Source organism: Pararobbsia alpina (assembly GCF_902859895.1).
GTDB classification, from domain to species: Bacteria; Pseudomonadota; Gammaproteobacteria; order Burkholderiales; family Burkholderiaceae; genus Pararobbsia; species Pararobbsia alpina.
Window position 1 is genome coordinate 1 of the sequence record NZ_CADIKM010000030.1, and the last position, 25,970, is coordinate 25,970.

The following is a 25,970-nucleotide window of genomic DNA, read 5'->3' on the forward strand; positions in this document are numbered from 1 at the left end:
CGTTTGCTTGCCGATCTGCGAAAAAATCTTGGCGCGTGTGTACTTCGTGATGTCGTGCGTGACGGTGAATGTGCCGAACGCGCCCGAGCCCTTGGCGTGCATGCGGCGCTCGGGAATCACTTCGCGATCGAAGTGGGCGAGCTTTTCCAGGAACCAGACGTCCTGCAACAGCATCGGACCGCGCGGACCCGCAGTTTGAACGTTCTGATTGTCGACGATCGGTGCGCCGAACGCGGTTGTCAATTTCGTCATGCCTATCCTCAATGGGTGGGGAGTGTCTTTGCCGTGCATCGACTTTCAGATGCGCCGTCAGTGCATTGAAGATATCAACGAATTGGATGTCGCGTGTTTGTGCTTTTTCACTGCCACAATAGGGATTCACTATCAGAAAGCACAGCAGGATAGCGCGGCTGCGGCAATGATACCGCGGTGGAGTACAGTTGCTTCTACGTCAGGCCGGTTTGTCAGCGAGAGATCTGCTTCGCGGCCATTACCACCCGTAGAAACGATCCCACACCGCAACATCGCCCGAAGCCAGCACGACGTGATACTCGGGGAATTGAGCGCTGGTAGCGCAGGCGTGATTGGGCAGGATCCTGAGTCGCGTTCCGATCGGCAGGCGAGTTTCGATATCGCTCGAAGCAGTGTTCTCTGATGGATCGAGCTTCACGGCGCAGAGGATGCCGTGCTCCTGATTCGCGCCTGTCATCCGATAGCCCGGCAGCGGTGTTCCGTCCAGCAGGCAGGGTAGGCCGTATCCAAAATCCATCGTCTGCGCGGATGTACCGCGGTCCCGGCTCATGGCCATCCAGCCCGCGTCGACAATGGCCCAGCCTTTTTCAGGCTGATGTCCGATGACTGTCGTCAGCACGCTGAGCGCGATATCGTCCAGCGTGCATACACCTACGTTGTACATCACGAGATCGAAGAACACATAGACACCCGCGCGTACTTCCGTGACGCCGTCGAGCTTGCGTGCGGACAGTGCGGTCGGCGTCGAGCCGACGCTTACCACGTCGCAGGGAATGCCTGCCCCACGCAGCCGTTCAGCCGCGCGAACACAGCCGGCCCGCTCCTGCTCGGCGCATGCGGCGAGGCTGTCCGGCGTATGGAGTTCATAGCTGGCACCTGCATGTGTCATGACCCCGCCGACCCGCACGCCGTTCTCGTGCAGAACGCGGCCGACTTCGAGCAGCGCGTCCTGTTCAGGCGCTAGGCCTGACCGGTGACCGTCGGTATCCACTTCGATGTACACCTCGAACGTCTCGCCGTGCTCCTGGCCGAACCGCGCCAGAGCTGCCGCCGTCGTCGTGTTGTCGACCAGCAGTTTCAGATCGCATCCCTTCTTGCGGAGCGCCAGGGCTCTCGGCAGTTTCGAGGGGGCGATGCCAACGGCATAGAGGATATCCCTCACGCCGGCATCGAAGAACGCTTCGGCCTCTTTCAGCGTGGAAACCGTGACGCCTTGTGCGCCGGCGGCAATCTGTGCCCTCACCACGTCGATGGACTTGGATGTCTTGACGTGCGGCCTGAACCTGACGCCCAGTGCATTCATGCGTTCCTGCATGAGCGCGATGTTGCGCTCCATGCGAGGGAGGTCGATCAGGGCTGCGGGGGTATCGAGCGTATCGAGTGTCATAGCTTGCGGTGCGACGTGGGTGTTGAAGAACGTGAAACGGCACGCGGACGACGTCGCTATCGCGCGGCATGCGATTTCCAAGGGATAGTACTCGCCGAGCTGGACGGATTGATCGTCCGCGACGAAAAACCGGCTGTGGATATAGCGGTGGTTCGCACGATTTCAGAGGGCAGTGCGCAAAGTCCAGGACGAATTGGACATGTATAATCGCCGACTCTCCGATTGGCGGTTGAAGGCCGGTCGGGGGCAGCAAGCGGGGCGGTTCGCGATGTGAATGTCTTGGTGCTTCGTGGCAAAAATTTCTTGCAGAAGCCGGCCATATCATGGATAGTGTACCCCGCCGCGCAGCCAGCGTTTTTTTGTAAGCGCTGAGAGCGTTGCCTGGCGCGGGTTTCCAGGGTTTTGAGGGCGCACCGGCAGAAGGTTCGAGCTCAAGACGCGTCGCTTTTCAGGGCCGGCGGTAGTGGGGCGCAAGCGAAGTGTTCGATCGCTCGCAAAGCCGCCACGAATAAGGCGCTGAAGAAAAAAAGCTTCCCAGGCAGATACGAGTCAGATATACTCCTCGCTTCTGTTGCTGCGGTGAAAGACGCAGCAAGACAGCAGAAAAAAGTAGTGAAAACGCGGTAAAACTTGATTTGATCAAGATTATGTCCCCTTCGTCTAGAGGCCTAGGACATCACCCTTTCACGGTGAGTACAGGGGTTCGAATCCCCTAGGGGACGCCAGATTCCGGGCGTCATCGTAGTAGTGGCGATGTGTGCCAGTTTCGCGAACGCTTTGGTGTGACGCGAAATGAAGTGAGCGTAGTTTGGAGTGGTAGTTCAGTTGGTTAGAATACCGGCCTGTCACGCCGGGGGTCGCGGGTTCGAGTCCCGTCCACTCCGCCAATCAAGAAAAGCCGCTCAGCGCACTGGGCGGCTTTTTTATTCAGTGTAGTCAGGTCCCCTTCGTCTAGAGGCCTAGGACATCACCCTTTCACGGTGAGTACAGGGGTTCGAATCCCCTAGGGGACGCCAGATTTCGGGCGTCATCGTAGTAGTAGCGATGTGTGCCAGTTTCGCGAACGCTTTGGTGTGACGCGAAATGAAGTGAGCGTAGTTTGGAGTGGTAGTTCAGTTGGTTAGAATACCGGCCTGTCACGCCGGGGGTCGCGGGTTCGAGTCCCGTCCACTCCGCCAGTCAAGGAAAGCCGCTCAGTGCACTGAGCGGCTTTTTTCTTGACAAGCCGTAAGCCCTTCGACACACTCGATCCCATGCAAGCACTCGCCTTCATCGCCATCGCGATTAAAAACCCAATGAACGTCCATACGGCGTCATTGGGGAGGTGCGTGCGTTAGACATCTGTGTCAGTGACGCAAGTACAAAGCCCCACCGGAATCGGCGGGGCTTTTTTATTGGCACCTCCGTCCACCGGTTCAACGACGGAGAAGATGATGGATCAAGCCAGCCAGCAGTCTGCCTGTTCCGGATTATCGAGCGACCAGACAAGTGAGTCTGCTCGAAGTCCGAGGATCACGATTCACTTTTCAGTGGCGCCGATGGAGACGGTCGAGTGGCGCGTGCGCGTCGCTTCGGAATTGCAGGTGAACGGTGCGCGCATCTGGCTCACGCGCGCCTCGTCGGAATACGACTACTGGCTGCAGCCGGGCGATTCGCTTCGCCTGAAGCGCGGCGAGCGTATCTGGCTGAGCGTCGACGGCGACATGAGCGCGGATGTTTCGCTGACCAGCCGCTATGCCTGGTTTCGCCCGAGCATGAGCCGCTGGTTCGGACTGCTCGCCTCACTGCGATGAGGATGCGCAAGCCCGGCGAATTGACGCTAGTGACGAGTGACCAACTCGCCGGGACTTCACAAACTCAGGTGCGCGGTCCGAACAGGCCGCCGAGTGCACCCATGATGCTGCCGGCGTTGAGCGTGCCGTCCTGCGGCACTTCGCCGTTCGGTGTTGCCTTGTCGACTAGATGAGGCAGGACCTGGCTCAGCACGGTCGAGATCTGATCGGGCGAAACACCCGCTTTCTGTGCGATCGAACCCATCGCACCGTCACCCAGTGCACTCTGAACCTGATCGGGCGAGATCGGCTGATTGGCACCCGTGCCGACCCACGAAGAGATGACGCCACCGAGGCCGTGTTGCTGGAATTGCTGGATCAAGCCGGAGATGCCGCCCGGTTGCTCGTTCACATATTCGAGCGCCGCGGCGAGTACGGATGTCTGCGTACCGCCGCCTTCTTTGCCTGCGCCCGAGGAACCCAACATCGATGTAACGGAATCGAGTAAGCCCATGATGCCTCCACAACGAGAGTGAGGCGGATCGGAACCCGATCCGCGATGTCTATTTTGTCTTGGATAAGGATGAGGCGGCCGCTGCCGCGCTGGCCGCGCTTGCTGCTGCCTTCTCTTTCTTGGAGGCTTTTGTCGACTTCTTGCCTTGCGCCGATGACGCCATATCGCCCGTATCCGCCGCGCTAGCCGTCGTGGTCGCGGGGGTGCTCTTCACGTTGGTACCGGGGGCTTTGGCGGGGGCCGCTGCCTTTGCGGTGCTGCCCGTTGGCGGGGCGGCCGAACCATTGATCGTGAGCCCTTGCGCTTCGAGATTGACGACCGTCTTGTCACCGACCCCTTTCACGCGCTTCGCGAAATCGTCGGCATTCTTGAACGGACCGTTCTTCGTACGTTCGTCGATGATCGCCTTGGACTTGACCGGACCGATGCCCTTGAGCGCATCGAGTTCGGCCTGCGAAGCCGAATTGAGTTCGAGCGCGGATACGCTTGCCGCGATCAACAACCATCCCAGGACCACCATAAGCAGCTTCTTAATCATTTGTTGGCTCCGTGTTCAGGTTGTTCGCGGACACTGAGAATCGAATGGCTGCCCGATAAGAATAGGATAAATTGGGCGATAGTCGAGCGCGCACGGCAGCGCACACTACTGTGAACGTGTCATTGTCATATGTGTTTGCGTGGCTCGTGATCGGCGAAGCGGATACGAGGTACCCTCAGGAGTACGTCAAGTTCCGCATTCGTGCGCGGGATCGATGATGTGAAAGGGCGGCTGAGGCGCTCCGTAGTCGGCGGCGGGTACCGATACAAACACGAACGGATCGTACGCTCGTGATTTGAAGCCAATCTCTGCAGGAGATGATTCCGCGAGATCGCGCAGCACCGCGATAGAACGGCTGTGACAGGCGAATTCAGTGGCCGATCACGCTCACAGAACCGGAACAATGTCCGGATCGCAAATCTATCATGCTCAACTCGCCGGCACTTGAAGGCTGCTTTGCGGGCGGCTGATCCGCAGCCAATAGATCAGCAAGGCACCGCCCGCGATCACGAGACTGGCCAGATTGGCGAGCCAGAAGCCGCGCGCGCCCGTGAACATGTCCGGCAGATTGCCCGGCACATTGAACCCCGCGATATAACCGCCGCCCAGGCCCACGCCCCAAAGTGCAACCGCGTAGATCACGGTTGGCACGACCGTGATCTTGTAGGCCCGCAGGACAAAGGCCGTCGAGCACTGGATCGCGTCGAACAAGTGATAGACCGCGACGATCGTCACGAGCGGCAGCGCAGCGGTGACGACCTGTGGGTTCGGCGTGTAGGCGGCGATGATCGGATGGCGCAGGCAGAGCACGAGCGTGGTCCAGACGACCGCCATGCAGCCGGCCAGCATGATGCCGTGCAGTGCGAGCGTGCGGGCTTCGGCGCGCTGCTGGGCGCCGAGTGCCTGGGACACGAGCGTCGAGGTCGCGATGCCGATCGATAGCGGCGTCATATAGAGCACTGCGCCGAGGTTGGCCGTGATCTGGTGGCCCGCGAGAATCGTCGTGCCGAAATGCGTGATGAAGATCGCCATGAAGGTATAGCTCGTGACCTCGATCAGGTACGAGAGCCCCATTGGCAAACCGAGCTTGAGCAGTGCGACCTGATGTTTCCACTGCGGCCAGCAGAACGTCGAGAACACGCCGAGCTGCCGATACGCCGGATGGCGTGCCATGAAGACCAGCCCGATCGCGGCCGAGCCGAAGTTGATCAGCGTGGTCGCGAGCGCGCTGCCGGGGCCGCCGTGCGCCGCCAGTCCGAAGCCGCCGAAGATGAACCAGGCATTCAGCGGCACCTTGAGCACGAGATCGAAGATCTGCAGGGCCATGACCATGCGGGGCCGCGAGATCGCCGTCGACAGGGAGTTGAACACGCGAAAGACCAGCCCGGCCGGTATGCCCACCGCGAGGATCTGCAGATAGGCCGTGGTCCGCGCCGCGAGTTCGGGCGGCGCGTCGGCGAGTGCCAGCAGCGGAGCGGGGAAGCCCAGCACGATGACGCCGATCACCGAGAGCCCCACTGAGAGCCAGAGCGCCTGGCGGACTTCGTTACCAATCTCGCCGATTCGCTTCGCTCCGTATAGATGACCCGCAATCGGCATCAAGGCGACCAGGATGCCGGTCAGTGTCACATAGACGGAAATGTAGATCGACGCGCCGAGCCCGAGCGAGGCGAGATCGAGCGCCGAGTACCGGCCGACCATCGCGGTATCGAGCACACCGAACGCAATGATCGCAAGTTGCCCGATCAGCACGGGCCAGGCGAGGGCGGCAATGCGTTTGACGTGTTTGAACATGGGCGGCAGGACGGCGCGCGGCAAGTGGCGCCGAATCAGAATGGGGAGCGATGCGTGGGATCAGTAAGAGGCATCGATGGCGAGACCAAGGAGCGTGATCCATCGCGCGCTCAGCGCGGCGGATTGCGCTTGATGGCCGGTGTCGGACGCTTCGGGCGCTCGACCCGCACATAAAGCCGGAAACGTTCGTCGCGGTCGGCCGCACGCCGGCCTTCCCAGACGAGCTTCCATGTATAGCTGCTCAGCGAGGCGGGCGGATTGTAGTCCTGCGTGTCCTGGCGCAGCAGGACGTCGCAGTCGGAGTCGTCGAACGCGAAGTGCATATTGCCGAAATAGGCGAACGACGCGAGCTGCGCGTCACCGAGGCGGACCGGAGAAATGCAGACGTAGTCGGACGGCAGATGCGTGGCGATCTGTGTTGCGACATCGCGGTAGGTCCGGCTGAAGTTGACGAGCGGCAGCCACAGCGTCATCAGCAAGACCCACATCAGCGTGGTGCCGGCGCTCGACAGCACGACGCTGCGCCACAGTACCTTCGGGTGGCGCGTCAGCCGCCAGCGTACGAGCGCAATCCAGCACGCCGTGACGACCAGTGCCAGGATCAGCGAGACGACGTTGAACTCCGGCCGGAAACCCGGCACGAGACGGCTCAGATTGCGCGCGATCGGCGCGGGCTGGCCCGTTTGCGAAGCGATCCAGACGACCCAGACAAAACCGCCGACGATCGTGAAGCTCAGCACCGCAAACCAGTCGAAGGCGTTGATCGCTTCGCGCTTGAGCGTCGGTAGCCCGAAGCTCGCCATGATGGCGAGGGCAGGCAGCAGCAGCAGGAACAGCAGATTGGTCTCGCGCTGCTGAAGCAGGATCAACAGCAGGACCGTCATCACGACCGACAGCGGAATCGCGATATGCGGCGCACGCCGCAGGTCGGGCCAACTGACCCAGGTCCAGATCGCGAGCGGCCAGGCGGGCCATGTGAACAAGGGCAGGTTCTTGGCCGCATAGAACAGGGCGCCCTTTGGAGAGCCGCGGAAGTTCGCGAAATTGTTCGCGACCCAGTCGTGCAGGAACGATGCGGCATCCGCGGGATAGCTCAGATACGCGGCGAGCGGCCAGCTCGCACCGATCACGAGGCCGAGCGGAATCGCGACGAGTAGCAGCTTGCGGCTGTCGATCTGCCGGACAACGAGTGTCACGGCGATCAGCGCGATAAACAAGGCGAGCAACAGCGGAGGATTCGCGCACAGCACGAAAAAGCCGAGCGCGGCGCCGGTCCAGCATGCGCCTTGCCAGGGTTTGTCGAGGGCGCGCACGAGGCCGTAGATGAACATCGCCGCGCATGCGAGCTGCGCGATCTGCGGCGTCGATTCGTGACCGCGCTCGGCGAGGCCGAACGAAGCGAGCAAGATCAGCAGCGCGCCGTCGGCTAGCGTGCGGCCATAGTCGCGCGGCGACGGTTCACCGCCGAAGGCGTATTTAAAGGGCTGCACTTCGGGGCGCCGGCCGAGCAGATACGTGCCATACCAGACGAACGCGCAGGTGCCGGAGAACATGAAGCCGGTCAGCGCGTGGGCCGCGTCGTTGGGCGCGAGATAGGGGCCGAGGGCGCGGATGAAGATCGCGCCGAGCCAGAACGGCAGTGGACCCGTCGCGGTGATCACCTTGCCGACGAGATTGGGCAGCAGCCAGTCGTGCCAGCCGCCGTTGGCCATCGTCCACATTACACCGAATGCGGCCGCATCCTCGTTCTTCCATGGGTCGCGGCCGAACAGGCCCGATACCGCATAAACGATGCAGATCGCGAACAGCAACCAGCGCGGCAGGGCGCTGGTTGCGGAGGCAGTGAGACGGACGGTGGTTCGCATGCGTGAGTCGGTTCGGGTGTGCGTGACGGCACCGAAAAGAATCCGGCATTTTAGCCGGGCTGGCGATATTTAACCTCCTGGTATCGCGATCGGACGACAGTGAATGTGCAGAAACATGAGTGAATGTAAAAGCTGTTTTGCGATCCAGTGCGATGCGATGTAGGCCTCGGGGATTGTGATTCGGGGTTGCCCTAGTAAGCCAGGAATCCCCACCGCTGGCGGTGATCCATTTGTTATAATTCTTTCAAATAAACGAAAGAATCTTAACTCAAGAGTCTTAAGTCCCAGCTCCCTTTACGGCGCTTCGTTACGGGCGCCTTCTTGACAGCGGAACCCATGATGCAGAAGTCAGACCGCGTGCGCGCGCTGGCGAAGGTGCTCGACGACCAGGGCGTGATCCATCTTCGCGAGGCCGTATCGCTGCTCGGCGTGTCGGAGATGACGGTGCGCCGCGACGTGGCCGCGAACCCAGACCTGTTTACCTACCTGGGTGGCCATATCGTCAATGCGGCGAAGCTGCCGGCGAGTGGCGGGAGCGCCTATGTCCTGGAGACCGAGGAAGAGCATTTTGCGCAGGCCAAGGCGCAGGCCTGCGCTATCGCGGCACGCCTGATCGCGGCGAACGACACGGTGTTCGTCGATTGCGGTACGACGCTTGCGACCATTGGGCGCTACATCCCGAGAGAGCTCAACGTGACGGTGATCTGCTACTCGCTGAACGTCGCGGAGGCCGTCAGGCGTATGGACAACATCCGGCTGATCCTGCTCGGGGGCGTTTATGTCCCGTCGTCCGATTCATTTACGGGCAACGAAAGCCTCGAGACCCTGCGCCATATCGGCATCAACAAGGCGCTGATTTCCGCAGGCGGAGTCGATGTCGCGCGTGGGGTGAGCTGCTGGAATTTCCATGAAGTGCCGATCAAGCAGGCGGCGATGGTCAGTGCGGTCGAGCGTCATCTGGTCGTCGACTCGAGCAAGTTCGGACTGGTCCGCGCCGTGCGCTTTGCGCAGATCGGCGACTTCGACTCGGTCATTTCGGAGCAGGGACAACAGCTGCGCGGCGCACACTAGTTACCCGGCGTACTGGATATCACGGCTCCAGCGGCTGGGATTTCCGCCGCCGGCACCGAAACGAGTATGACTCCGATGCCCGGCTACGCTCGCCAGTCCTCGCGCGTCTATCGCCGCCGCGCGAACGCGAACAGCGTACCCGCGACCAGGATGAAAACGCCGACGATCACCTTCTGCAAGGTGCTCGGCACGCCAATGAGGATCAGCACCTGGTTGATCAGGGTGACGAGCATCACCCCGAGCAGGGTGCCCCACACCGTGCCGGTTCCCCCCGTAATGCGCGCACCGCCAAGAATCACGGCCGCGATCACATCGAGTTCGGTGCCGACGAGATCGAACGGATTCGCGAGCCGGTTGTTCGAGACGTGAAGGATGCCGGCCACGCCCGCAAGCAGCCCCGCATAGCCGAACACGAACAGATGGATCGCGCGCACGTTGTAGCCGAGCCGCTCGGCAATCGCGAGGCTGCCGCCCATCGCATAGACGCCGCGGCCCATCATGGTCCGCTTGAGCAGCCACCACGTTAGCGCCGCGCCGATCACGAGCGCGATGACCGAGGCGGGCAATACCGCGCGCAGGCCGTCGAGCGTCTGATAGTGGAGCAGCGCGATCCGCCCGAAATGATCCATGCTGTGCGGGATGTTCATGAAGAACGACGTGCCGACGAAGGTCAGCAAGATCCCGCGATACAGATACTGCGTGCCGATCGTCACGATCAGCGAGGGCGCGCGCAGCCGGTGGACGACGGTGCCGTTGATCAGGCCGAGCAGCGTGCCGCCGATGGCGCCGAGCACGAGGATCAGCGCGAACGGCATATCGGGCCACCACGCGAACACGGCCTTCGTGATCGAATACATGACGAGCGCGGCGACGGCGGTGAACGACACATCGATGCCGCCCGAGGCGAGCACGACGAGTGCGCCGCATGCGAACAGGCCGGTGATCGTCGCGCTATGCAGGAGGTCGAAGAGCGTCGCGAGCTGGAAGAAGCGGGGGTTGATCAGCCCGACGCCGATGCAGGTCAGCACCAGCAGGGCGAGCGTGAACAATTCGGGGTGCCGCATCAGACGGTCCAGCACGCGCGGGGCGGGTCGCGCGGGCGTCAGTACGACGGCAGTCGTCGGGGTGGTCGCAGTCGGGTTCATGCTGCCTCGGACAGAAGTGCGTGGTACAGGACGGGCTCGGTGAGCTGCCGGGCATCGAATTGCTCGGCGAGCCGGCCCTTCTTCATCATCAGGATACGATCGCAGTTCTGCAGCAGTTCGGGCAGGTCGTCGCTGATCAGCAGGATGCCGATGCCCTGTTGGGACAGATGCTGCATGATCTTGTAGATGGTGTCCTTCGAGCCGACATCGACACCGACAGTCGGCCCATGCAGGATCAGGATCGCGGGATCGATCGTCAGCCAGCGGCCGATCAGCACGCGCTGCTGATTGCCGCCGGACAGCGACTGCACGGGCTTGTCGATATCGGGCGTCGCGATCTGGAGATCCCTGACGGTCTTATCGGCGAGCGCACGCACCTTAGCGCGATCGATCTGGCCCGCGCGGCCGCGCAGCCGGTCAATGACGGCGGTGATCACGTTGTCGCGAATCGGCTTGTCGAGAAACAGGCCCTCGTTCAGGCGGTCTTCCGGCACATAGCCGATCCGGTGCCGGATCGCGTCCGATGGCGTACGCAGGCGGATCGGTTTGCCGCGCAGTCGTATCTCGCCGGTGCTCGCATGCGCGACACCCGCGAGCGCGCGGGCGAGTTCGTTGCGACCCGAGTCGAGCAGGCCCGTGATGCCGAGAATCTCGCCGCCGCGCAGGCTGAAACTTACGTCCTGGAACTGTTCGCCGCGGCCGAGGTGTTGGACCTCGAAGATCGCCTCGCCAGTCGGCTCGGTATCGCGATAGCGTTCGCTCGACAACTGCCGTCCGGTCATCAGTTCGCTGATCCGCGCCTTGGTGTAGTGCTCGATGGGACCTTGCGACATCTTCTGGCCGTCGCGCATGATGATCACCTGGCCGCCGATCGCATAACATTCGTCGAGCTTGTGGCTGACGAAGAGGACGGTCACGCCTCGCGCGCGCAGGCCGTTCAGCACGCGAATCAGGTTGTCGACTTCCTTCTGGGTCAGCGATGCCGTCGGTTCGTCCATGATCACGAATTTGGCTTCGCTCGCGATACCCCGTGCAATCGCGACAAGCTGGCGTGTCGCGAGCGGCAACTGCTCGATCAGGGTTGCCTGGAAGTCGGCGTCCGAGGGCAGGCCGACTTCGTGGAGCGCGCGCGCGGCAGTCCGGGCTAGCGCCTTGCGATCGAACGTGCGGGTGAGCCGACCGTTATGCTCGGCGAGCTCGGGCGTCAGGCCGATGTTTTCCGCGACGTTCATGTTCGGCAGCAGCGACAGGTCCTGATAGACCGTTTCGATACCCGCCGAAAGCGCCTGCAGGGCGGTGAGCCCGTCGTAGCGCGTGCCGTCGACGACCAGATGACCTTCGTCCGGCGGCTGGGCGCCTGCGATGATCTTGATCAGCGTGCTCTTGCCGCAGCCGTTCTCGCCGAGCAGGTGATAGATTTGCCCGCGCTCGAACTGCAGGCTCACGCCGCGCAGGGCATGCACGCCGGTAAAGCGTTTGTGCACGCCAACGACTTCGAGGAACAGCTTCGCATCCGCATCTGCAACAGGTGTCATGGCTGGCTTCTTCAAATCGGTCGTCACTACGGGTTCACTGAGTAACCGGAGCGTCGCGCAATCCGCACGCGCGCCGGTTACTTTTCGGCCTTCGCAGGCCGAGGCCGTGATCAGAACGGGTATTGCTTGTAGTTCGACTTGTCCACGTCGACCCATCCCTGGCCGCGCACGATGATGCCCTTGCCCGGGCCCTTCGTGACGGTGACCTTCGTATAGCCCGGCAAGCCAAGATCCATACCATTGGTCACGGTCTTGCCGTCGATCAGCATCTTCGCGATCTTGTTCATCGCGAGGCCCGCGAGCTTCGGATCCCAGAACGCGATGCCGTTGATCGCGCCCGATTCGAGGAACTTGCCAGCTTCGGTCGGCAGGCCCGTGCCATAGACGCAGATCTTGCCCTGCATGCCCGCTTCCTCGATGGCACGGCCGATGCCGATCACGTCGAGCGACGACGAGCCCTGGAAGCCCTTGAGGTCCGGATGCTTGCGCAGCACCTCCTTCGCGACTTCATAGGCGCGTTCGGCGTCGTTGTTTGTCTCGAGTTTCGGCTCGACGAGGTTCATCTTCGGGTACTTCTTCTTGGCATTGTCGATCCCGCCGTCGGCCCACTGGACCTGCGAGCGGCTGCCGAGCGAACCGACCAGCGCGACCCATTTGCCGTCCTGGTGCATGCAGCCCGCCAAGCTCTCGTTGAGCGAGGCGCCGTAGGCCGAGTTGTCGAACGCCTCAATATCGATATCGGTGTTCTTCTCGTTGTCGGCCTCATGCGTGACGACCTTGATGCCGCGGTCCATCGCCTTCTTGAGCGCGGGCTCGAGCGTAGGCGGATCGAACGGGACGACGGCGAGCGCCGTGACCTTCTTCGCGATCAGGTCTTCGATGATCTTCAGCTGCTGCGCGGCATCCGCGCGGCCGGGTCCGGTCTGGTAGGCATTGATGCCGGGATTGTCCTTCGCGAACTCCTTCACGCCGTCGTCCATCCGGTTGAACCAGTTGATGCCGGTCACCTTGACGACGGTCACGATGGTCTGGTCGGTCGCCGCGTCGGCGAAAGCGATGGCGCCGAGGGCGAGTGCGGCGCCGGCGAGGACGACGGTCAGTCGGGTCAGTTTCATGTCATGTCTCCTGAGGTTTTTTTGATTTCCCCCTGGGTGGCACATGCGGACTCCCCGGGGGGGCTGGCTTCCGCGAACACATCGATGGACCGGCAGTTCTAGCTTGTCCTCGGCGGCGTGGGCGGCGGCGCAGGCGGCTTGGGTGTAGGGCTGCCGAGGCGCAGCGGCATGCGCACATTGCCCGCAAAGGCAAGCGAGGCGAGCAGCAGGAAGCCCCATGCGCAATCACCGAAGAACTGCGAAACACCGATCAGGTTGAAGAGGCTCGAGAGCAGCTGCAGCGCGGTGGCGGAGAACAGCACGCAAAGCACGCGGCCATAGCCGCCGGCCGGGTTCACACCCCCCATGACCGCGATCAGGATCGCGATCAGCAGATAGGAGTTGCCGTAGTCCCATTTCGCGCTCAAGGTATGCGAGGTCGAGATCAGGCCTGCGAGGGAGGCCATCAGTCCGCAGAGCACGTAGGTGCCGATCAGCATTTTCGCTTGTGGAATACCCGCGTAGACGGCGGCCTTCGGGTTGGTGCCCATCAGGTAGAGCTTCAGCCCGAAAGGACGGTGACGCAGGATCCAGCCGAGCAGCAGGAGGACGGCGACGAAGATCAGGAACGAGATCGGCACCTGGAAGAACGAACCGTTGCCAATGGCCGAGAGCGGATCCACATAGTCGACGTGAACTGAAGCGCCGTTGCTCATGACCACCGCGAGGCCTGTGAAAACGAGTTGCGTGCCGAGCGTGCACAGAATCGGCGTGAGCCGCAGGTAGGCGATGATGAGCCCGTTGAGCAGTCCGCCTAGCAGGCCCATCGCAAGCGTGATCGCGACGAATGCGGCGGTGTAGAGGCCCGGCGAGTCGTCACCGCTGATGTACTGCGGCACGGTAAGCGCGGCGACCATGCCCGAGAGGTTCGCCAGACCGACGCCCGAGAGGTCGATCCCGCCGTTGCCGGAGATCATCGACAGCATGATCCCGAGCGCGAGCAGTCCGACTTCCGGCAGCTGGCTCGCCATCGACTGTACATTGTCGATGCCGCCAAACGCACCGCGCGAGAGCACCATCGCGACGACGATGATCAGGATGTTCACGGCGACCAGGAAATTCAGTTGCCGGTCCTTGAACAGGCTCGAAGGGGCTTGCTGGGTTTTCATGATGCGGGCGAAACTCCCGGTCGTGAAGGGTAAAGCGTAGGGGATACGAGCCGCTGCGTGATCATGCGGCGACCTGCAGCACGGCGCTGATCTCGGCCAGCGTCGGCATCGAAGGGGCCGTGCCCGGGCGCGTGACGGATAGACTCGCGAGCGCGCATGCGAAGCGCACGGCCTGGAGCGGTTCGTCTCCGTTCGCCAATGCGGTGGCAAAACCGCCGGTGAAGCCGTCGCCGGCCCCGGCCGTCTCGACCACGGGACCGCAATGAAATGCGGGCACGAGCTCCGAGTGCCGCGCCGAATGAAACAGCGCACCCGCCTCGCCGAGCGTGATGATGGCGGTGCCGACACCCTTCGCAAGCAGGACGTCGGCGGCGCGGCGGGCATCGTCGACCGAACTGACCGTGATGCCGGTCAGCGCGGCGGCCTCGGTTTCGTTGGGCGTGATGTAGTCGCACAGCGGATACACATCGTCGTCGACCGGCTCGGCGGGGGCCGGATTGAACACCGTGATCACACGGTGTTTGCGGGCGAGTTCGAGGCCGCGACGAGCCACAGCAAGGGGCTGCTCGAGCTGGGTCACGAAGACGGCGGACGCCGCGATTTCGGCTTCGAGCGCTTCGATATCCGCGGCGACCATCGTGCCGGCCGCGCCGGCGGCGACGATGATTGCGTTGCGGCCATTCTTGTCGTCGACGAAGATATGCGCCGCACCGGTCGACTGGTCGTCAAGTACGGTCGCGCGTGCGTCGATGCCTTCGGTTTCCCAGGTTGCGCGAGCGATCCTGCCGAACGCATCGTTGCCGATCCGTGTGCAGAAGATGACCTTTGCGCCGGCACGCGCGGCGGCAACGGCCTGGTTCGATCCCTTGCCACCGGGGCCCATCTTGAAGGCCGAGCCTGCGATCGTTTCACCGAGCAGGGGCATGCGCGCCGCACGGAACGTGAGGTCTGTCACGTAGATGCCGAGAATGAAGACGCCCTTGTGGCTCATTGCGGGTCTCCGGAGCGGACCTCGTTGTCGGCTTTCATCAACACGCCCTTCTTGAGGATGAAGCAGCCGTAACCGCGCTGTTCGCCGCTTGCGATCACGCAATAGGCGCGCTTCGCGCGTTCGTAGAAGGCCATGCGTTCAAGCGGCGCGAAGCTTGCCTTTTCGCCGCTGGCCTCGAGTTCGCGTTGCGCGTCGCGTTGGGCGGCGGGAATGGTTTGCGGTTCACCGACGACTTCCATGCGCAACGCGGGTGCGTCGACGAAAGTGTCGAGCGGCAGCACCGACAAGACCGCCTTCAGCACGCGCGAAGCGGGCACCGCATCGATGCGTAGCAGCTTGCCGAGCACCGTCTCACGCGCGATCGAATCGGCCGGGAAGTGCGCATCGCAGATCACCAGTTCGTCGCCATGACCCATCGACTGCAGGGCATACAGCACGTCGGCGTTCAACAGCGGGTCGAGATTCTTGAGCACATCGTCTCCTTGTTGCTTTTGAGGTTTCAGCTTCTAGCGAGCTTTCATCCAATCCGTGTGACGTTTCGGCGGCGCGTCAATCGCCGTAGGGTATCCAGATGTTCTTGACCTGGCTGGCCTGCCGCAGGAACACGAGGCCCTCCGCGTCGGGTGTGGTCCAGTCGAGTTCGCGGCCATGGTCGACGAACGTGCGCTTCAGATTGCCGATCGATGCGCGTTCGACGTCGGCCGATTGCCCGGCGTCGCCGAAGCTCCAGACCGCATCGACGTCGTCGTGGGAGGCGAGGACGCCAACCAGCGTCCGCGGATCGCCCGTCACGATATTGACGACACCCGGCGGCACATCGGAAGTTTCGATAACCTGATAGAAGTCCGTTGCCATCAGCGGACACGCCCGGCTGGGCACGATCACGACGCGGTTGCCGAGTGCGATGGCCGGCGCGAGCAGCGAGATGAACGACAGCAGCGGCTGTTCGTCGGGGCAGCCGATACCGATCACCCCGAGCGGCTCGTTCATCGCAAGTGCGACGCCGCGTAACGGCGGCTGGTGAATCGCCCCTTCGAATTTGTCCGCCCATGCGGCATAGGTAAACAGGCGGTCGATCGAATGTTCGACTTCGGCGGTGGCATCCGTCTCTGACATGCCGGTGCGCTCAACGAGTTGGCGAGCGAACTCGGTTGCGCGGACCGCGAGATTCTCCGCGAGAAAGAACAGCACCTGCGAGCGATTGTGCGGTGTCGCATTCGCCCACTTTTGCGCACCGCGCGCAGCGGCGACCGCATCGCGGATGTCCTTGCGATTGCCGTCTCCGACTTCACCGAGGCGCTCACCGGCAGGAGACAACACGACGGTGGAGTTGCCGCCGTCAGGCCGTGTCTGCTTGCCGCCGATAAAGAGCTTCGCGGTGCGATCGATGAATAGCGGGGTGCCCACATTGCGCGTGGCGAGCGACAGATCGCCTTCGCCATCGCCCTGCGCCACATCGATTGCCACATGACCGGCCTGCGAAGTGCTGCTTGTTTCATCACCGCCGGCCGGCACCGAAACTTTTGCGCGCGTCTGCGTTCGGGGTTTGAACGCCGTCCAGGCGCGCGGCTTCAGGTATTCATAGGCACCTTCGCGGCCGCCTTCGCGGCCGAAGCCCGACTCGCGGTAGCCGCCGAAACCCACGCTCGCGTCAAAAAGATTGGTCGCATTGATCCAGACGACACCCGAGGCGAGCCGGGGGGCGATATCGAGCGCACGGCCTATCGTTTCAGTCCAGACGCTCGCCGCGAGTCCATAGCGGGTATGGTTGGCCAGCGCGACCGCCTCGTCGGGCGTGCGAAACGTCATCGTGACGAGTACCGGCCCGAAGATTTCTTCCTGTGCGAGCACCGAGGCCGGCGATACCCCGGTGATCAGGGTGGGCGGAAAATAGCTGCCGTCCTTCGGCAGCCTGAGCGTTGCCGGTTGCCAGACCGCGCAGCCTTCTTCGACGCCGCGCTCGACGAGCGTCGTGATCCGCTCAAGCTGGATCGGATCGATGATCGCGCCGATGTCGATGCCTTTGTCGAGCGAAGTGCCGACACGCAGGGTCTCCATGCGTCGCCGGAGCTTGTCGACAAAACGCTGCTCAATACCCTCGTGAACAAGCAGCCGCGAACCCGCGCAGCAGACCTGCCCCTGATTGAACCAGATCGCGTCGACGACACCTTCGGCCGCGCTGTCGAGGTCGGCATCATCGAAGACGATGAATGGCGACTTGCCGCCGAGTTCGAGCGTCAGCGACTTGCCGGTGCCGGCGGTGGTCTTGCGGATCAGCCTGCCGACTTCGGTCGAACCTGTGAACGCAATCTTGTCGACGCCCGCATGTTCGACGAGTGCGGCGCCTGTCGTACCGTCGCCGGTCACGACATTGAGCACGCCCTTGGGCAGCCCGGCACGATCGGCGAGTTCGGCGAACAGCAGGGCAGTCAGCGGTGTGAATTCAGCCGGCTTCAACACGACGCAGTTGCCGAGTGCGAGCGCCGGCGCGATTTTCCATGCGAGCATCAACAAAGGGAAGTTCCACGGCACGATCTGGCCGACCACGCCGAGCGGTGCCCAGTCGGGGAACTCGGATTCCTGGAGCTGAGCCCAGCCGGCGTAGTAGAGCAGATGGCGTGCGACGAGCGGGATATCGATATCGCGCGACTCCCGGATCGGCTTGCCGTTGTCGAGCGATTCGAGGACGGCGAACAGGCGGCTGTGCCGCTGCACCATGCGTGCGAGCGCATAGAGATGTTTTGCGCGCCCATGGCCGCCCAATCGATACCAGGCCGGTTGTGCGGCGCGGGCCGCGCTGACCGCGCGGTCGACATCGGCAGCGCTGCCTTGGGCGATACGGGCGAGCATCCGGCCATTCGCGGGTTCCTGTGTTTCGAAGCTGGCGGCGTCGGAGAAGGGCGACCAGGCGCCGCCGATGAAGTGACCGAAGCGCGCGTTGTGTTCGGCAAGCCACGCGCGCGCGGCCTTGTCGTCTTCCGGGGCGGGACCGTAATCCATCGAAGAAAAGTACTCGGCTATGCTCATGGGGCTTGTGCTCAGGGGCGCGCTACGCAAGGGGATGGCGGTGGAAGGCTGAATAACGGCCGCTTGCATGATGTTCGAGTTGGCGTTCGATATCCGCGAGCAGGCTCGACGCGCCGATCCGGAAAAGATCCGGCTCGAGCCAGCGGCGCCCGAGTTCCTCCTTCATGAGGATCAGGTAGTTCAGCACGCTCTTTGCGGTCGATACGCCGCCCGCCGGTTTGAAGCCCACTCGCCAGCCCGTGCGTTCGTGATAGTCACGGATGGCGCGGACCATGACGAGCGAGACGGCGAGCGTCGCGTTGACGCCTTCCTTGCCGGTCGAGGTCTTGATGAAATCGGCGCCGGCCATCATGCAGACCATCGAGGCGCGCGCGATGTTCGAGAGCGTCTGGATATCGCCGGTCGCCAGGATGGCCTTGAGATGCGCGTTCCCGCAGGCTTTGCGGAAATCGCGGACTTCGTCATAGAGCGCTTGCCAGTTACCCGTGAGCACGTGCTCGCGCGTCACGACGATATCGATCTCCTCGGCACCATCGGCAACTGACGCGGCGATTTCGTTCAGCTTGAATTCATGTGGAATGAGGCCGGCGGGGAAGCCTGTCGAGACCGCGGCAACGGGGATGCCGCTACCGGCGAGTGCATCGACGGCGGTTGCGACAAAGCGGTGATAGACGCAGACCGCACCGGTGTGCAGCGAGGGACTGGCTGACGGCGTACCGCTATCGATGCCCAATGCATCCAGCAGGTCGGCCCGCACGGGCTGGCGGGCTTTCGCACAGAGTCGCCGCACGCGGCCGGCCGTGTCGTCGCCGCTCAACGTGGTGAGGTCGATGCAGGTCACGGCCTTGAGCAGCCACGCGGCCTGCGCATCTTTCTTGACCGAACGGCGCGCACCGAGCGTCGCGACGCGCCGCTCGACTGCGCTCAAATTCACGCGTAGCGCATCGAACCAGGACGCGTCGAACGATACGCCCGGATTGCGGACGAGCGGCTGATCGGCCGCGGACCGCATCGGCAGGATGTTCGACGTTGTGCTGTCGAGAACAGATGAGTCAGTCATGGAATGGGCGGACTTCAGGTGAGGCAGGGTGTTGTGTATGTTACATAGATGTTGAGATTCTAACATCGGGGTTTGTTAGTACTCGACCAGGCATGAAAGTTAGAGATTCAGGGAGCTCCGCCGAGGTGAAAGCGCGTTCGAAGGCGCGATCTGACACATTTCCGGGACACATCTCGCCCGAGTCTTCGCAAAATAGACGTTTGCCTGAGTCCTGGGCGTGGCAGGCGGCGACGCATTGAGCGAGTTATACGAGGTAATGAGCAATGAGCGACAAGCTACTGAACGCATTGCATGAAACGGCGCAGGGTCTCTATCGAGCCGGCACGATGGATGCGGTGACGCTGAGGGAATTCGATGCACTATGTCTGCCGCCGATCAAAGACTACAGCGCGACCCAGATCAAGCGGCTGCGCCAGCGCATCAAAGCGAGCCAGGCAGTTTTTGCCGCGTGCCTGAACACGAGTGCCTCGACGGTGCAAAAGTGGGAACAGGGACAGAAGCGCCCGAACGGTCCCTCGTTGAAATTGCTGGATCTGGTGGACCGGAAGGGGCTGGAAGTGCTGTTGTAATGGCGAAAAAAAAGAGCAGCCTGAGCTGCTCCTTTTTTGTGACCGCCCTTGGAGGCGGTCGGCGCCGAAGCGGTATTACTTCGCAGCCTTGCCGGTTGCGCGGGTACCGAACTTCTGACGGAACTTCTCGACACGGCCGGCCGTGTCCATGATCTTTTGCGTACCCGTGTAGAACGGATGCGATTCCGACGAGACTTCGATCTTCGCGAGCGGATATTGCTTGCCTTCGAATTCGGCAGTTTCGCGGGTGTTGATCGTCGAGCGGGTCACGAACTTGAAGTCGTTCGACACGTCGTGGAACAGCACTTCGCGGTAGTTCGGGTGAATGCCTTCTTTCATGATGCGTCCTTGATTGCGAGCGGTAGCCAGCCCACCGTGAAGATCGCCGGCCGTTTTGCCGGTGCGGGAGCCACTTGCCAAAGTGGGAAAACCGCGATTATGCCAGAGAATCAGTCTGTTGCGAGCGATTTTGAAGAGGCCGGAAGAATTCGTACGGGTGTCCCGCGCCGAATCCGGAACTCCCGCTCCAGCCTTCTTTAAGCCGGCGGCGTGAACGGAGTCGCCAGCACGCGCGCCGGATCCTGCCGGTAGTACCGTGCAAGCAGGCGGTACAGCTCGGGATACTCGGATTCGAATTCGCGCGGCGTCACAAACAGCGCTTCACTGCAGACCGCAAAGAATTCCGATGGATGATCGGCCGCATAAGGGTCGATCAGCGACGTCTCGGCGAACTGCGTCCATCGCCGCTCCGGAATGCCATCCACACGACGGCAGAATCTGTCGTAGGCATTGTCGAAGATGTCCTCCCACTCGCGCGGACTCAGATCGGGATGCAAACGCCGGATCAGGGGCGGCCGGCCGTCCGCGTCGCCGGCAAGCATATCGATCTTGTGCGCGAATTCGTGAATGACGACGTTATAGGCGCCGTGGCCGTCGCTCAACTTTACGTCTTCCCACGAGAGCAGCACCGGGCCACCTTCCCACGCTTCGCCACTCGCATCCTGAACGACCTCGTGAACTACACCGTCCTCGTCCTCGACGGTCTTGCGGATCACGAATTCGCCGGGATAGACGATGACGCCAACCCAGCCGCGGTAGAATTCGAGCCCGAGGTTCAGCACAGGCAGCGCGGCCTGTGCCGCGATGGCTACGCAGATCTCGTCAGTCAGCACGAGTTCATGCGCCGTCGAAAACTGTTTCTGCGAAAGAAAGAGGCTGCTCAACTCGCGCAGGCGCGCACGCCCGGGGGCGTCGAGCCAGTCGAGAAACGGCAGGCCGGCGAGCGTCTGTTCCCAGAGTACGTCGCCGATCGCATGCTCGCGCAACGCGCGCTCGCGTTTGCGTGAACCAATCCAGCGGGAGAAAGAGGTCAGCACGTCGGCACCGCGGTGTGTCCCGATGCGCGGGCTTTAGCCGCCGCGACGCATCAAGTCGAAGAACTCAGAATTACTCTTGGTCTGCTTGACCTTGTCGAGCAGGAATTCCATCGCCTCGATTTCGTCCATGTCGTGGATGAACTTGCGCAGTACCCAGATTTTCTGAAGGATGTCCGGCTTGATCAGCAGTTCTTCGCGACGGGTGCCGGACTTGTTCAGATTGATCGACGGGTAGACGCGCTTCTCGGCAAGACGGCGCTCGAGGTGCACTTCCATGTTGCCGGTGCCCTTGAATTCTTCGTAGATCACGTCGTCCATGCGGCTGCCGGTTTCGATCAGCGCGGTACCGATGATCGTCAGCGAGCCACCTTCCTCGACGTTACGTGCCGCGCCGAAGAAACGCTTCGGACGTTGCAGCGCATTGGCGTCGACACCACCGGTCAGCACCTTGCCCGAGGCCGGCACGACCGTGTTGTAGGCACGCGCGAGGCGGGTGATCGAGTCAAGCAGGATGACGACGTCCTGCTTCATTTCGACGAGGCGCTTGGCTTTCTCGCTGACCATTTCGGCGACCTGGACGTGGCGCGCCGCCGGTTCGTCGAAGGTCGACGCGATGACTTCGCCCGCGACCGAACGCTGCATTTCCGTCACTTCCTCAGGACGCTCGTCGATCAGCAGCACGAACAGCGTGACATCCGGGTGATTGGTCTTGATCGCATGCGCGATGTGCTGGAGCATCACCGTCTTGCCGGACTTCGGCGAGGCGACGAGCAGGCCGCGCTGGCCCTTGCCGATCGGCGAGATCATGTCGATGATCCGGCTCGTCACGTTTTCCTCGCCGCGCATCTCGCGCTCGAGAATCAGCGGCTTGTTCGGATGCAGCGGCGTGAGGTTCTCGAACATGATCTTGTGTTTCGAGGCCTCGGGCGCTTCCCGGTTGACCTTGTCGACCTTCACGAGCGCGAAGTAGCGTTCGCCGTCTTTCGGCGTGCGCACTTCGCCTTCGATCGTGTCACCTGTGTGCAGGTTGAAACGTCGGATCTGCGAGGGACTGATATAGATATCGTCCGTGCTGGCGAGATACGAGGTTTCAGGCGAGCGCAGAAAGCCGAACCCGTCGGGCAGCACTTCAAGCGTGCCGTCGCCGAATATCGTTTCGCCAGTCTTCGCGCGCTTCTTGAGAATCGCAAACATCAACTCCTGCTTGCGCAGTCGGTTTGCGTTCTCGATCTCGAGACCATTGGCCAATTCGATCAACGCGGAAACGTGTTGAGACTTGAGTTCGGATAAATGCATGCGGGAATCCCGGAGGGGAGAGATGTGCTGCGAATTGGGAAGGGGCAGGCGGACGCTCGAAAAAGCGTTCGGAGACGTGTTTGAAAAGGATGGGGCGAATCTTAGCACAGCACGCGCGAGGTTCCGCTACGCCTGCGTGCTAGCCCATGTTGCCGTGTGGCAACATGGGCTCGATGATCACAGGTGGCTGTCGAGGAAAGCGGCCAGTTGCGACTTGGACAGCGCGCCGACTTTCTGCGCGGCGACTGCGCCATTCTTGAAGAGAATCAGCGTCGGAATGCCGCGCACGCCGAACTTCGCCGGGGTCGACTGGTTTTCGTCAACATTCAGCTTGGCGATCTGCAGGCGGTCCGTATATTCGCTCGCGACTTCATCGAGGATCGGCGCAATCATTTTGCACGGACCGCACCACTCCGCCCAGAAGTCCAACAGGACAGGTTTGTCTGCCTTGACGACGTCCTGTTCGAACGATGCGTCGCTGATATGCTTGATTTGTTCGCTCATTGTCTGATTACCTCGTCGCGCCGGTATCGGGCTGGGTTTCACGTGGACGCCACAATACACCAAAACGCTATAAAAATCCGTCGCCTCCGCGGCTGTCCAGGATGGACGGTCATCGAGACCAAACGTCGCCGGGACGGTGTTCGGCGCCGGGACGGTACCCCGTTGATTCATCTTAGCCCAATTCCTTACAGTCGTGGGAAGGCGGCTCGAGCCGTCGGACCACGTCGCGGGAACGGGCTTCGAGCGGCCTTGAATTTCCTCGGACGCTCGTTCGAGTCGTCCCGGCTGGCCTGAAAGCGGGCTCCGTCACCTCTGCTTCGCTCCGAAGATGAGGGCAGAGCGAGGCGAATCAAGAGCTTGCGCGGAAAATTGCCAGGCGCGGCGCGATATCCGTCATTGAGGCTTGTCGGGCACCGGGCCCCCGGTGTTAGAATGCGCCGTGACGGGCCTCCTCGCATGGCGGCGCGGTCAACCTGGTCAGGTCGGGAACGAAGCAGCCACAGCCGTTTTCCACCAGTGCCGAGGGTCAGGCTCGTCACCCCTCTTTCGATCCTCTGGATCACCCTGCGCCAAGCATCCGGCCGCCGCGCTGCCCGCAGGCAGATGGACGGCGGCACCGGTACGACAGACCGAACGATCTCGATGACTTACCAAGTTCTCGCGCGCAAGTGGCGCCCGAAGGATTTCGCGTCGCTCGTGGGCCAGGAGCATGTGGTCCGGGCGTTGACTCACGCGCTGGATGCCCAGAGGTTGCATCACGCCTATCTGTTCACCGGCACACGCGGGGTCGGCAAGACCACGCTGTCGCGGATCCTCGCGAAGGCGCTCAACTGCGAAAAGGGCATCACCTCGACCCCGTGCGGCGTCTGCAATGCCTGCCGCGCGATCGACGAGGGCCGGTTCGTTGACTATGTCGAGATGGATGCGGCCTCGAACCGCGGCGTCGAGGAGATGGCCTCGCTGCTCGAGCGGGCTGTCTACGCGCCGGTCGATGCGCGCTTCAAGGTCTATATGATCGACGAAGTGCACATGCTCACGAATCACGCGTTCAACGCGATGTTGAAGACGCTTGAAGAGCCGCCCGCGCACGTCAAGTTCATCCTCGCGACGACCGATCCGCAAAAGATTCCGGTGACCGTGTTGTCGCGCTGCCTTCAGTTCAATCTGAAGCAGATGCCGGCACCGCATATCGTCGGGCACCTCGAACATATCCTGACGGCCGAGCAGATCGGTTTCGAAGCGCAGGCGCTGCGCCTGCTCGCGCGCGCGGCCGATGGCAGCATGCGCGATGCCTTGTCCCTGACCGATCAGGCGATCGCGTATTCCGCGGGTTCGGTCGGTGAAGAAGCCGTGCGTGGCATGCTCGGTGCGCTCGATCAGAGTTATCTGGTTCGCTTGCTCGACGCGATTGCGATCGCCGACGGCGCGACGGTACTCGATATTGCCGACGAGATGGCGGGGCGCAGCCTGTCGTTTTCGACCGCGCTTGCCGATCTCGCGGGCCTGCTGCATCGCGTGGCATGGGCGCAGTTCGCGCCGGCCTCGGTGCTCGAAGAATGGCCTGAGGCGACCGATATCCGTCGTTTTGCGGCGCTGCTCCCGGCTGAACAAGTCCAATTGCTTTACCAGATCGCGACGATCGGCCGCGCCGAACTGGGTCTGGCGCCCGACGAGTACGCGGGGTTTTCGATGACGCTGTTGCGGATGCTGGCGTTCCGTCCGCTCAGCGACCGGCTCGGAGGTGCGCCGTCGCCGTCGGGCGGTTCGTCGTCGACGCCCCCCGGCGGTATCGCGCCGCGCTCGAGCGCGGGCGTCGGACGGTCGGCAGCGCCGGTGTCGGCGCTCGATTCGCTTGCCGACAAGCACGCAATGCAGGGGCTGCCATCCATCGAAAAGGCGGTCGGCGAACGCGTCGAAACGAAGCCGGCCAAGCCGTCCCCGCCCGATGTATCCGTTGCGGATACGGTTGGGGTGTCTGGCGCTGAACCGGCCCCCGTACTCGTCGCGAATACAGTTTCCGATCCGGCTGAACCTTCCGCGAAGCCGATGTCGCCCGCCCGTGCCGCGCTCGAAGCGCTGCGCTCGTCGGGGCTGCGCATACCGACCGACAAGAGCCGCGCAAGCGCGGCGCAGGTTCCGCGTCGCCCGCAACCTTCGACACCGTCGGCTCCCCTGGTCGTGCCCACGCCGCGCAGGCCCGCATCGCCGCCCGCCAGTGAGGCCACCGGTGGAGCTGCGCCAGCAGCCCGGGCTGCAACCGCGCCGAATCCGTCAAATTCGACGAACTCCGGCGCCGATACGCCGCCTTGGGAATCGATTCCCGATTCGGCCTACGAAGAGGGCGGCTATGACGGCGACGCGGGCATGTCCTCGACAGGATTCGATGGCGCGCCTTCCGATGCCGCGGACGAAATGCATTCTGCCGCGATGCTGGCCGGCACCGCCAGCCGTGCGGGCGGGCAGCCCTCCGCCGCCACGCCTTCGCGCGCCGTGGCAAGCCGCGGCACTGCGCCCGGCGGCTCCACTTCGAACGCGGCAACGGCCACACGTGTCACCGAGGTCGTGCCGAAAGAACCGCCGGTGCTGCTCACCGCTTTCGGCGCCGACGTCGACTGGCCCGCGTTCGTCACGCGCCTCTCGCTGCGTGGTCTCGCGCGCGAACTCGCGTTCCGCAGCGAACTCGTGAGCGTCGCGGATGCAACGCTCGAGTTGCGTGTCGCGGTTCCGCAGCTTGGCGACCGCTCCCACGTCGACAAGCTCAAGGCGGAACTCGATACCCATCTGGGCCGCTCCATCGAACTGAAGATCATCAACGGTGCGGTCCACTATACGGCCGCTGCCATTGATGATGCGCGCCGCGCCCGGCAACAGGTCGATGCGGAGCGTTCGATCGAGCACGATCCCTTCATCCAATCCTTGATCCGCGACTTCGGCGCGTCGATCGTACCGGGCTCGATCCGCCCGGTACAGGCCGCGCCGGGTTCGCCCACCGCCTGATTTCCGCTTATAAG

22 protein-coding genes, 4 tRNA genes and 1 other RNA gene are annotated in these 25,970 nt (G+C 62.7%); 9 read left to right on the forward strand and 18 right to left on the reverse strand.

Annotation, left to right across the window (positions count from 1 at the left end):
* Both HV670_RS21890 and HV670_RS21895 read right to left on the reverse strand, forming a co-directional pair.
* Positions 1–252: catalase (locus HV670_RS21890; RefSeq protein ID WP_175107032.1), on the reverse strand; the 252-nt coding region annotated here is incomplete at its 3' end.
* A gap of 238 nt (positions 253–490) precedes the next feature.
* Positions 491–1,639 (reverse strand): DSD1 family PLP-dependent enzyme, encoded by a 1,149-nt coding sequence (locus tag HV670_RS21895; RefSeq protein WP_175107118.1) that lies wholly within the window; start codon positions 1,637–1,639, stop codon positions 491–493.
* Between the two features lie 649 nt (positions 1,640–2,288).
* Here HV670_RS21895 and HV670_RS21900 point away from each other — a divergent pair.
* The 5 genes from HV670_RS21900 to HV670_RS21920 all read left to right on the forward strand — a co-directional run bounded on the left by HV670_RS21900 (position 2,289) and on the right by HV670_RS21920 (position 3,432).
* Positions 2,289–2,364, forward strand: a tRNA-Glu gene (locus HV670_RS21900).
* A gap of 85 nt (positions 2,365–2,449) precedes the next feature.
* A tRNA-Asp gene (locus HV670_RS21905) sits at positions 2,450–2,526 on the forward strand.
* A 53-nt stretch (positions 2,527–2,579) separates the two neighbouring features.
* Positions 2,580–2,655: transfer RNA gene (locus HV670_RS21910), tRNA-Glu, on the forward strand.
* A gap of 85 nt (positions 2,656–2,740) precedes the next feature.
* Positions 2,741–2,817, forward strand: a tRNA-Asp gene (locus tag HV670_RS21915).
* A gap of 171 nt (positions 2,818–2,988) precedes the next feature.
* Complete coding sequence (locus HV670_RS21920; protein ID WP_246257806.1) at positions 2,989–3,432, forward strand: DUF2917 domain-containing protein; 444 nt, start codon at positions 2,989–2,991, stop codon at positions 3,430–3,432.
* 64 nt (positions 3,433–3,496) lie between these two features.
* Here the strand turns inward: HV670_RS21920 and HV670_RS21925 are convergent, their stop codons facing one another.
* The 4 genes from HV670_RS21925 to HV670_RS21940 form a co-directional block, all read right to left on the reverse strand.
* Positions 3,497–4,090: a YidB family protein gene (locus HV670_RS21925; protein ID WP_281362441.1), complete on the reverse strand. Its 594-nt coding sequence runs from the start codon at positions 4,088–4,090 to the stop codon at positions 3,497–3,499.
* Positions 3,975–4,463 carry a ComEA family DNA-binding protein gene (locus HV670_RS21930; RefSeq protein ID WP_175107036.1) on the reverse strand — a complete coding sequence of 163 codons (489 nt, stop codon included), beginning with the start codon at positions 4,461–4,463 and terminating at the stop codon, positions 3,975–3,977. The genes HV670_RS21925 and HV670_RS21930 overlap by 116 nt, the downstream gene beginning before the upstream one ends.
* 429 nt (positions 4,464–4,892) lie before the next feature.
* Positions 4,893–6,257 (reverse strand): MATE family efflux transporter, encoded by a 1,365-nt coding sequence (locus HV670_RS21935; RefSeq protein WP_175107038.1) that lies wholly within the window; start codon positions 6,255–6,257, stop codon positions 4,893–4,895.
* 110 nt (positions 6,258–6,367) lie between these two features.
* Positions 6,368–8,122 (reverse strand): ArnT family glycosyltransferase, encoded by a 1,755-nt coding sequence (locus HV670_RS21940; RefSeq protein WP_175107040.1) that lies wholly within the window; start codon positions 8,120–8,122, stop codon positions 6,368–6,370.
* 339 nt (positions 8,123–8,461) lie between these two features.
* Here HV670_RS21940 and HV670_RS21945 point away from each other — a divergent pair, with 339 nt between their 5' ends.
* Entirely contained in the window at positions 8,462–9,193 is a 732-nt protein-coding gene (locus HV670_RS21945; RefSeq protein ID WP_175107122.1) for a DeoR family transcriptional regulator, read from the forward strand.
* 107 nt (positions 9,194–9,300) lie between these two features.
* Here HV670_RS21945 and HV670_RS21950 read toward each other — a convergent pair whose 3' ends face one another.
* From HV670_RS21950 to deoC, 8 genes are all read right to left on the reverse strand, one after another.
* Positions 9,301–10,338: an ABC transporter permease gene (locus HV670_RS21950; protein WP_175107042.1), complete on the reverse strand. Its 1,038-nt coding sequence runs from the start codon at positions 10,336–10,338 to the stop codon at positions 9,301–9,303.
* On the reverse strand, positions 10,335–11,873 hold the full coding sequence (locus HV670_RS21955) for a sugar ABC transporter ATP-binding protein (RefSeq protein WP_246257808.1): 1,539 nt from the start codon (positions 11,871–11,873) through the stop codon (positions 10,335–10,337). Before HV670_RS21955 ends, HV670_RS21950 begins: the two co-directional genes overlap by 4 nt.
* A gap of 110 nt (positions 11,874–11,983) precedes the next feature.
* On the reverse strand, positions 11,984–12,988 hold the full coding sequence (locus tag HV670_RS21960; RefSeq protein ID WP_175107046.1) for an autoinducer 2 ABC transporter substrate-binding protein: 1,005 nt from the start codon (positions 12,986–12,988) through the stop codon (positions 11,984–11,986).
* Between the two features lie 98 nt (positions 12,989–13,086).
* Complete coding sequence (locus HV670_RS21965) at positions 13,087–14,136, reverse strand: ABC transporter permease (RefSeq protein ID WP_175107048.1); 1,050 nt, start codon at positions 14,134–14,136, stop codon at positions 13,087–13,089.
* Positions 14,137–14,197: 61 nt separating this feature from the next.
* Positions 14,198–15,127 (reverse strand): ribokinase, encoded by a 930-nt coding sequence (gene rbsK, locus HV670_RS21970; protein ID WP_175107049.1) that lies wholly within the window; start codon positions 15,125–15,127, stop codon positions 14,198–14,200.
* Entirely contained in the window at positions 15,124–15,600 is a 477-nt protein-coding gene (locus HV670_RS21975) for an RbsD/FucU family protein (RefSeq protein WP_175107051.1), read from the reverse strand. The genes rbsK and HV670_RS21975 overlap by 4 nt, the downstream gene beginning before the upstream one ends.
* 76 nt (positions 15,601–15,676) lie before the next feature.
* Positions 15,677–18,154 carry an aldehyde dehydrogenase family protein gene (locus tag HV670_RS21980; RefSeq protein ID WP_175107053.1) on the reverse strand — a complete coding sequence of 826 codons (2,478 nt, stop codon included), beginning with the start codon at positions 18,152–18,154 and terminating at the stop codon, positions 15,677–15,679.
* A 22-nt stretch (positions 18,155–18,176) separates the two neighbouring features.
* The gene (gene deoC, locus HV670_RS21985; RefSeq protein WP_425511451.1) at positions 18,177–19,166 is read right to left on the reverse strand and encodes a deoxyribose-phosphate aldolase; all 990 of its coding nucleotides are present in this window, start codon (positions 19,164–19,166) and stop codon (positions 18,177–18,179) included.
* Between the two features lie 311 nt (positions 19,167–19,477).
* Here deoC and HV670_RS21990 point away from each other — a divergent pair, with 311 nt between their 5' ends.
* On the forward strand, positions 19,478–19,783 hold the full coding sequence (locus tag HV670_RS21990) for a helix-turn-helix domain-containing protein (RefSeq protein ID WP_175107057.1): 306 nt from the start codon (positions 19,478–19,480) through the stop codon (positions 19,781–19,783).
* A gap of 75 nt (positions 19,784–19,858) precedes the next feature.
* Here the strand turns inward: HV670_RS21990 and HV670_RS21995 are convergent, their stop codons facing one another.
* The 4 genes from HV670_RS21995 to trxA all read right to left on the reverse strand — a co-directional run bounded on the left by HV670_RS21995 (position 19,859) and on the right by trxA (position 22,959).
* Positions 19,859–20,122 (reverse strand): type B 50S ribosomal protein L31, encoded by a 264-nt coding sequence (locus HV670_RS21995; RefSeq protein ID WP_175107059.1) that lies wholly within the window; start codon positions 20,120–20,122, stop codon positions 19,859–19,861.
* Positions 20,123–20,319: 197 nt separating this feature from the next.
* Positions 20,320–21,159, reverse strand: a complete 840-nt coding sequence (locus HV670_RS22000) for a M90 family metallopeptidase (protein WP_175107060.1) — start codon at positions 21,157–21,159, stop codon at positions 20,320–20,322.
* Positions 21,160–21,192: 33 nt separating this feature from the next.
* Complete coding sequence (gene rho, locus HV670_RS22005) at positions 21,193–22,455, reverse strand: transcription termination factor Rho (protein WP_175107061.1); 1,263 nt, start codon at positions 22,453–22,455, stop codon at positions 21,193–21,195.
* 177 nt (positions 22,456–22,632) lie between these two features.
* Positions 22,633–22,959: a thioredoxin TrxA gene (trxA, locus tag HV670_RS22010; protein ID WP_175107062.1), complete on the reverse strand. Its 327-nt coding sequence runs from the start codon at positions 22,957–22,959 to the stop codon at positions 22,633–22,635.
* 441 nt (positions 22,960–23,400) lie between these two features.
* Between trxA and ffs the strand changes: the two genes are divergently transcribed.
* An RNA gene (gene ffs / locus HV670_RS22015) (signal recognition particle sRNA small type) lies at positions 23,401–23,499 on the forward strand.
* A 102-nt stretch (positions 23,500–23,601) separates the two neighbouring features.
* Positions 23,602–25,956, forward strand: coding sequence for a DNA polymerase III subunit gamma/tau (locus tag HV670_RS22020; RefSeq protein WP_175107063.1), 2,355 nt, complete (start codon positions 23,602–23,604; stop codon positions 25,954–25,956).
* The last annotated feature ends 14 nt before the right edge of the window (positions 25,957–25,970 follow it).

Bases quoted from the DNA above. Each gene is read 5' to 3' on its own strand.
- HV670_RS21895 (WP_175107118.1), bottom strand. From the start codon at position 1,639: ATGACACTCGATACGCTCGATACCCCCGCAGCCCTGATCGACCTCCCT.
- HV670_RS21930 (WP_175107036.1), bottom strand. From the start codon at position 4,463: ATGATTAAGAAGCTGCTTATGGTGGTCCTGGGATGGTTGTTGATCGCG.
- HV670_RS21935 (WP_175107038.1), bottom strand. From the start codon at position 6,257: ATGTTCAAACACGTCAAACGCATTGCCGCCCTCGCCTGGCCCGTGCTG.
- HV670_RS21940 (WP_175107040.1), bottom strand. From the start codon at position 8,122: ATGCGAACCACCGTCCGTCTCACTGCCTCCGCAACCAGCGCCCTGCCG.
- HV670_RS21945 (WP_175107122.1), top strand. From the start codon at position 8,462: ATGCAGAAGTCAGACCGCGTGCGCGCGCTGGCGAAGGTGCTCGACGAC.
- HV670_RS21950 (WP_175107042.1), bottom strand. From the start codon at position 10,338: ATGAACCCGACTGCGACCACCCCGACGACTGCCGTCGTACTGACGCCC.
- HV670_RS21955 (WP_246257808.1), bottom strand. From the start codon at position 11,873: ATGACACCTGTTGCAGATGCGGATGCGAAGCTGTTCCTCGAAGTCGTT.
- HV670_RS21960 (WP_175107046.1), bottom strand. From the start codon at position 12,988: ATGAAACTGACCCGACTGACCGTCGTCCTCGCCGGCGCCGCACTCGCC.
- HV670_RS21965 (WP_175107048.1), bottom strand. From the start codon at position 14,136: ATGAAAACCCAGCAAGCCCCTTCGAGCCTGTTCAAGGACCGGCAACTG.
- rbsK (WP_175107049.1), bottom strand. From the start codon at position 15,127: ATGAGCCACAAGGGCGTCTTCATTCTCGGCATCTACGTGACAGACCTC.
- HV670_RS21980 (WP_175107053.1), bottom strand. From the start codon at position 18,154: ATGAGCATAGCCGAGTACTTTTCTTCGATGGATTACGGTCCCGCCCCG.
- deoC (WP_425511451.1), bottom strand. From the start codon at position 19,166: ATGCGGTCCGCGGCCGATCAGCCGCTCGTCCGCAATCCGGGCGTATCG.
- HV670_RS21990 (WP_175107057.1), top strand. From the start codon at position 19,478: ATGAGCGACAAGCTACTGAACGCATTGCATGAAACGGCGCAGGGTCTC.
- HV670_RS21995 (WP_175107059.1), bottom strand. From the start codon at position 20,122: ATGAAAGAAGGCATTCACCCGAACTACCGCGAAGTGCTGTTCCACGAC.
- rho (WP_175107061.1), bottom strand. From the start codon at position 22,455: ATGCATTTATCCGAACTCAAGTCTCAACACGTTTCCGCGTTGATCGAA.
- trxA (WP_175107062.1), bottom strand. From the start codon at position 22,959: ATGAGCGAACAAATCAAGCATATCAGCGACGCATCGTTCGAACAGGAC.
- HV670_RS22020 (WP_175107063.1), top strand. From the start codon at position 23,602: ATGACTTACCAAGTTCTCGCGCGCAAGTGGCGCCCGAAGGATTTCGCG.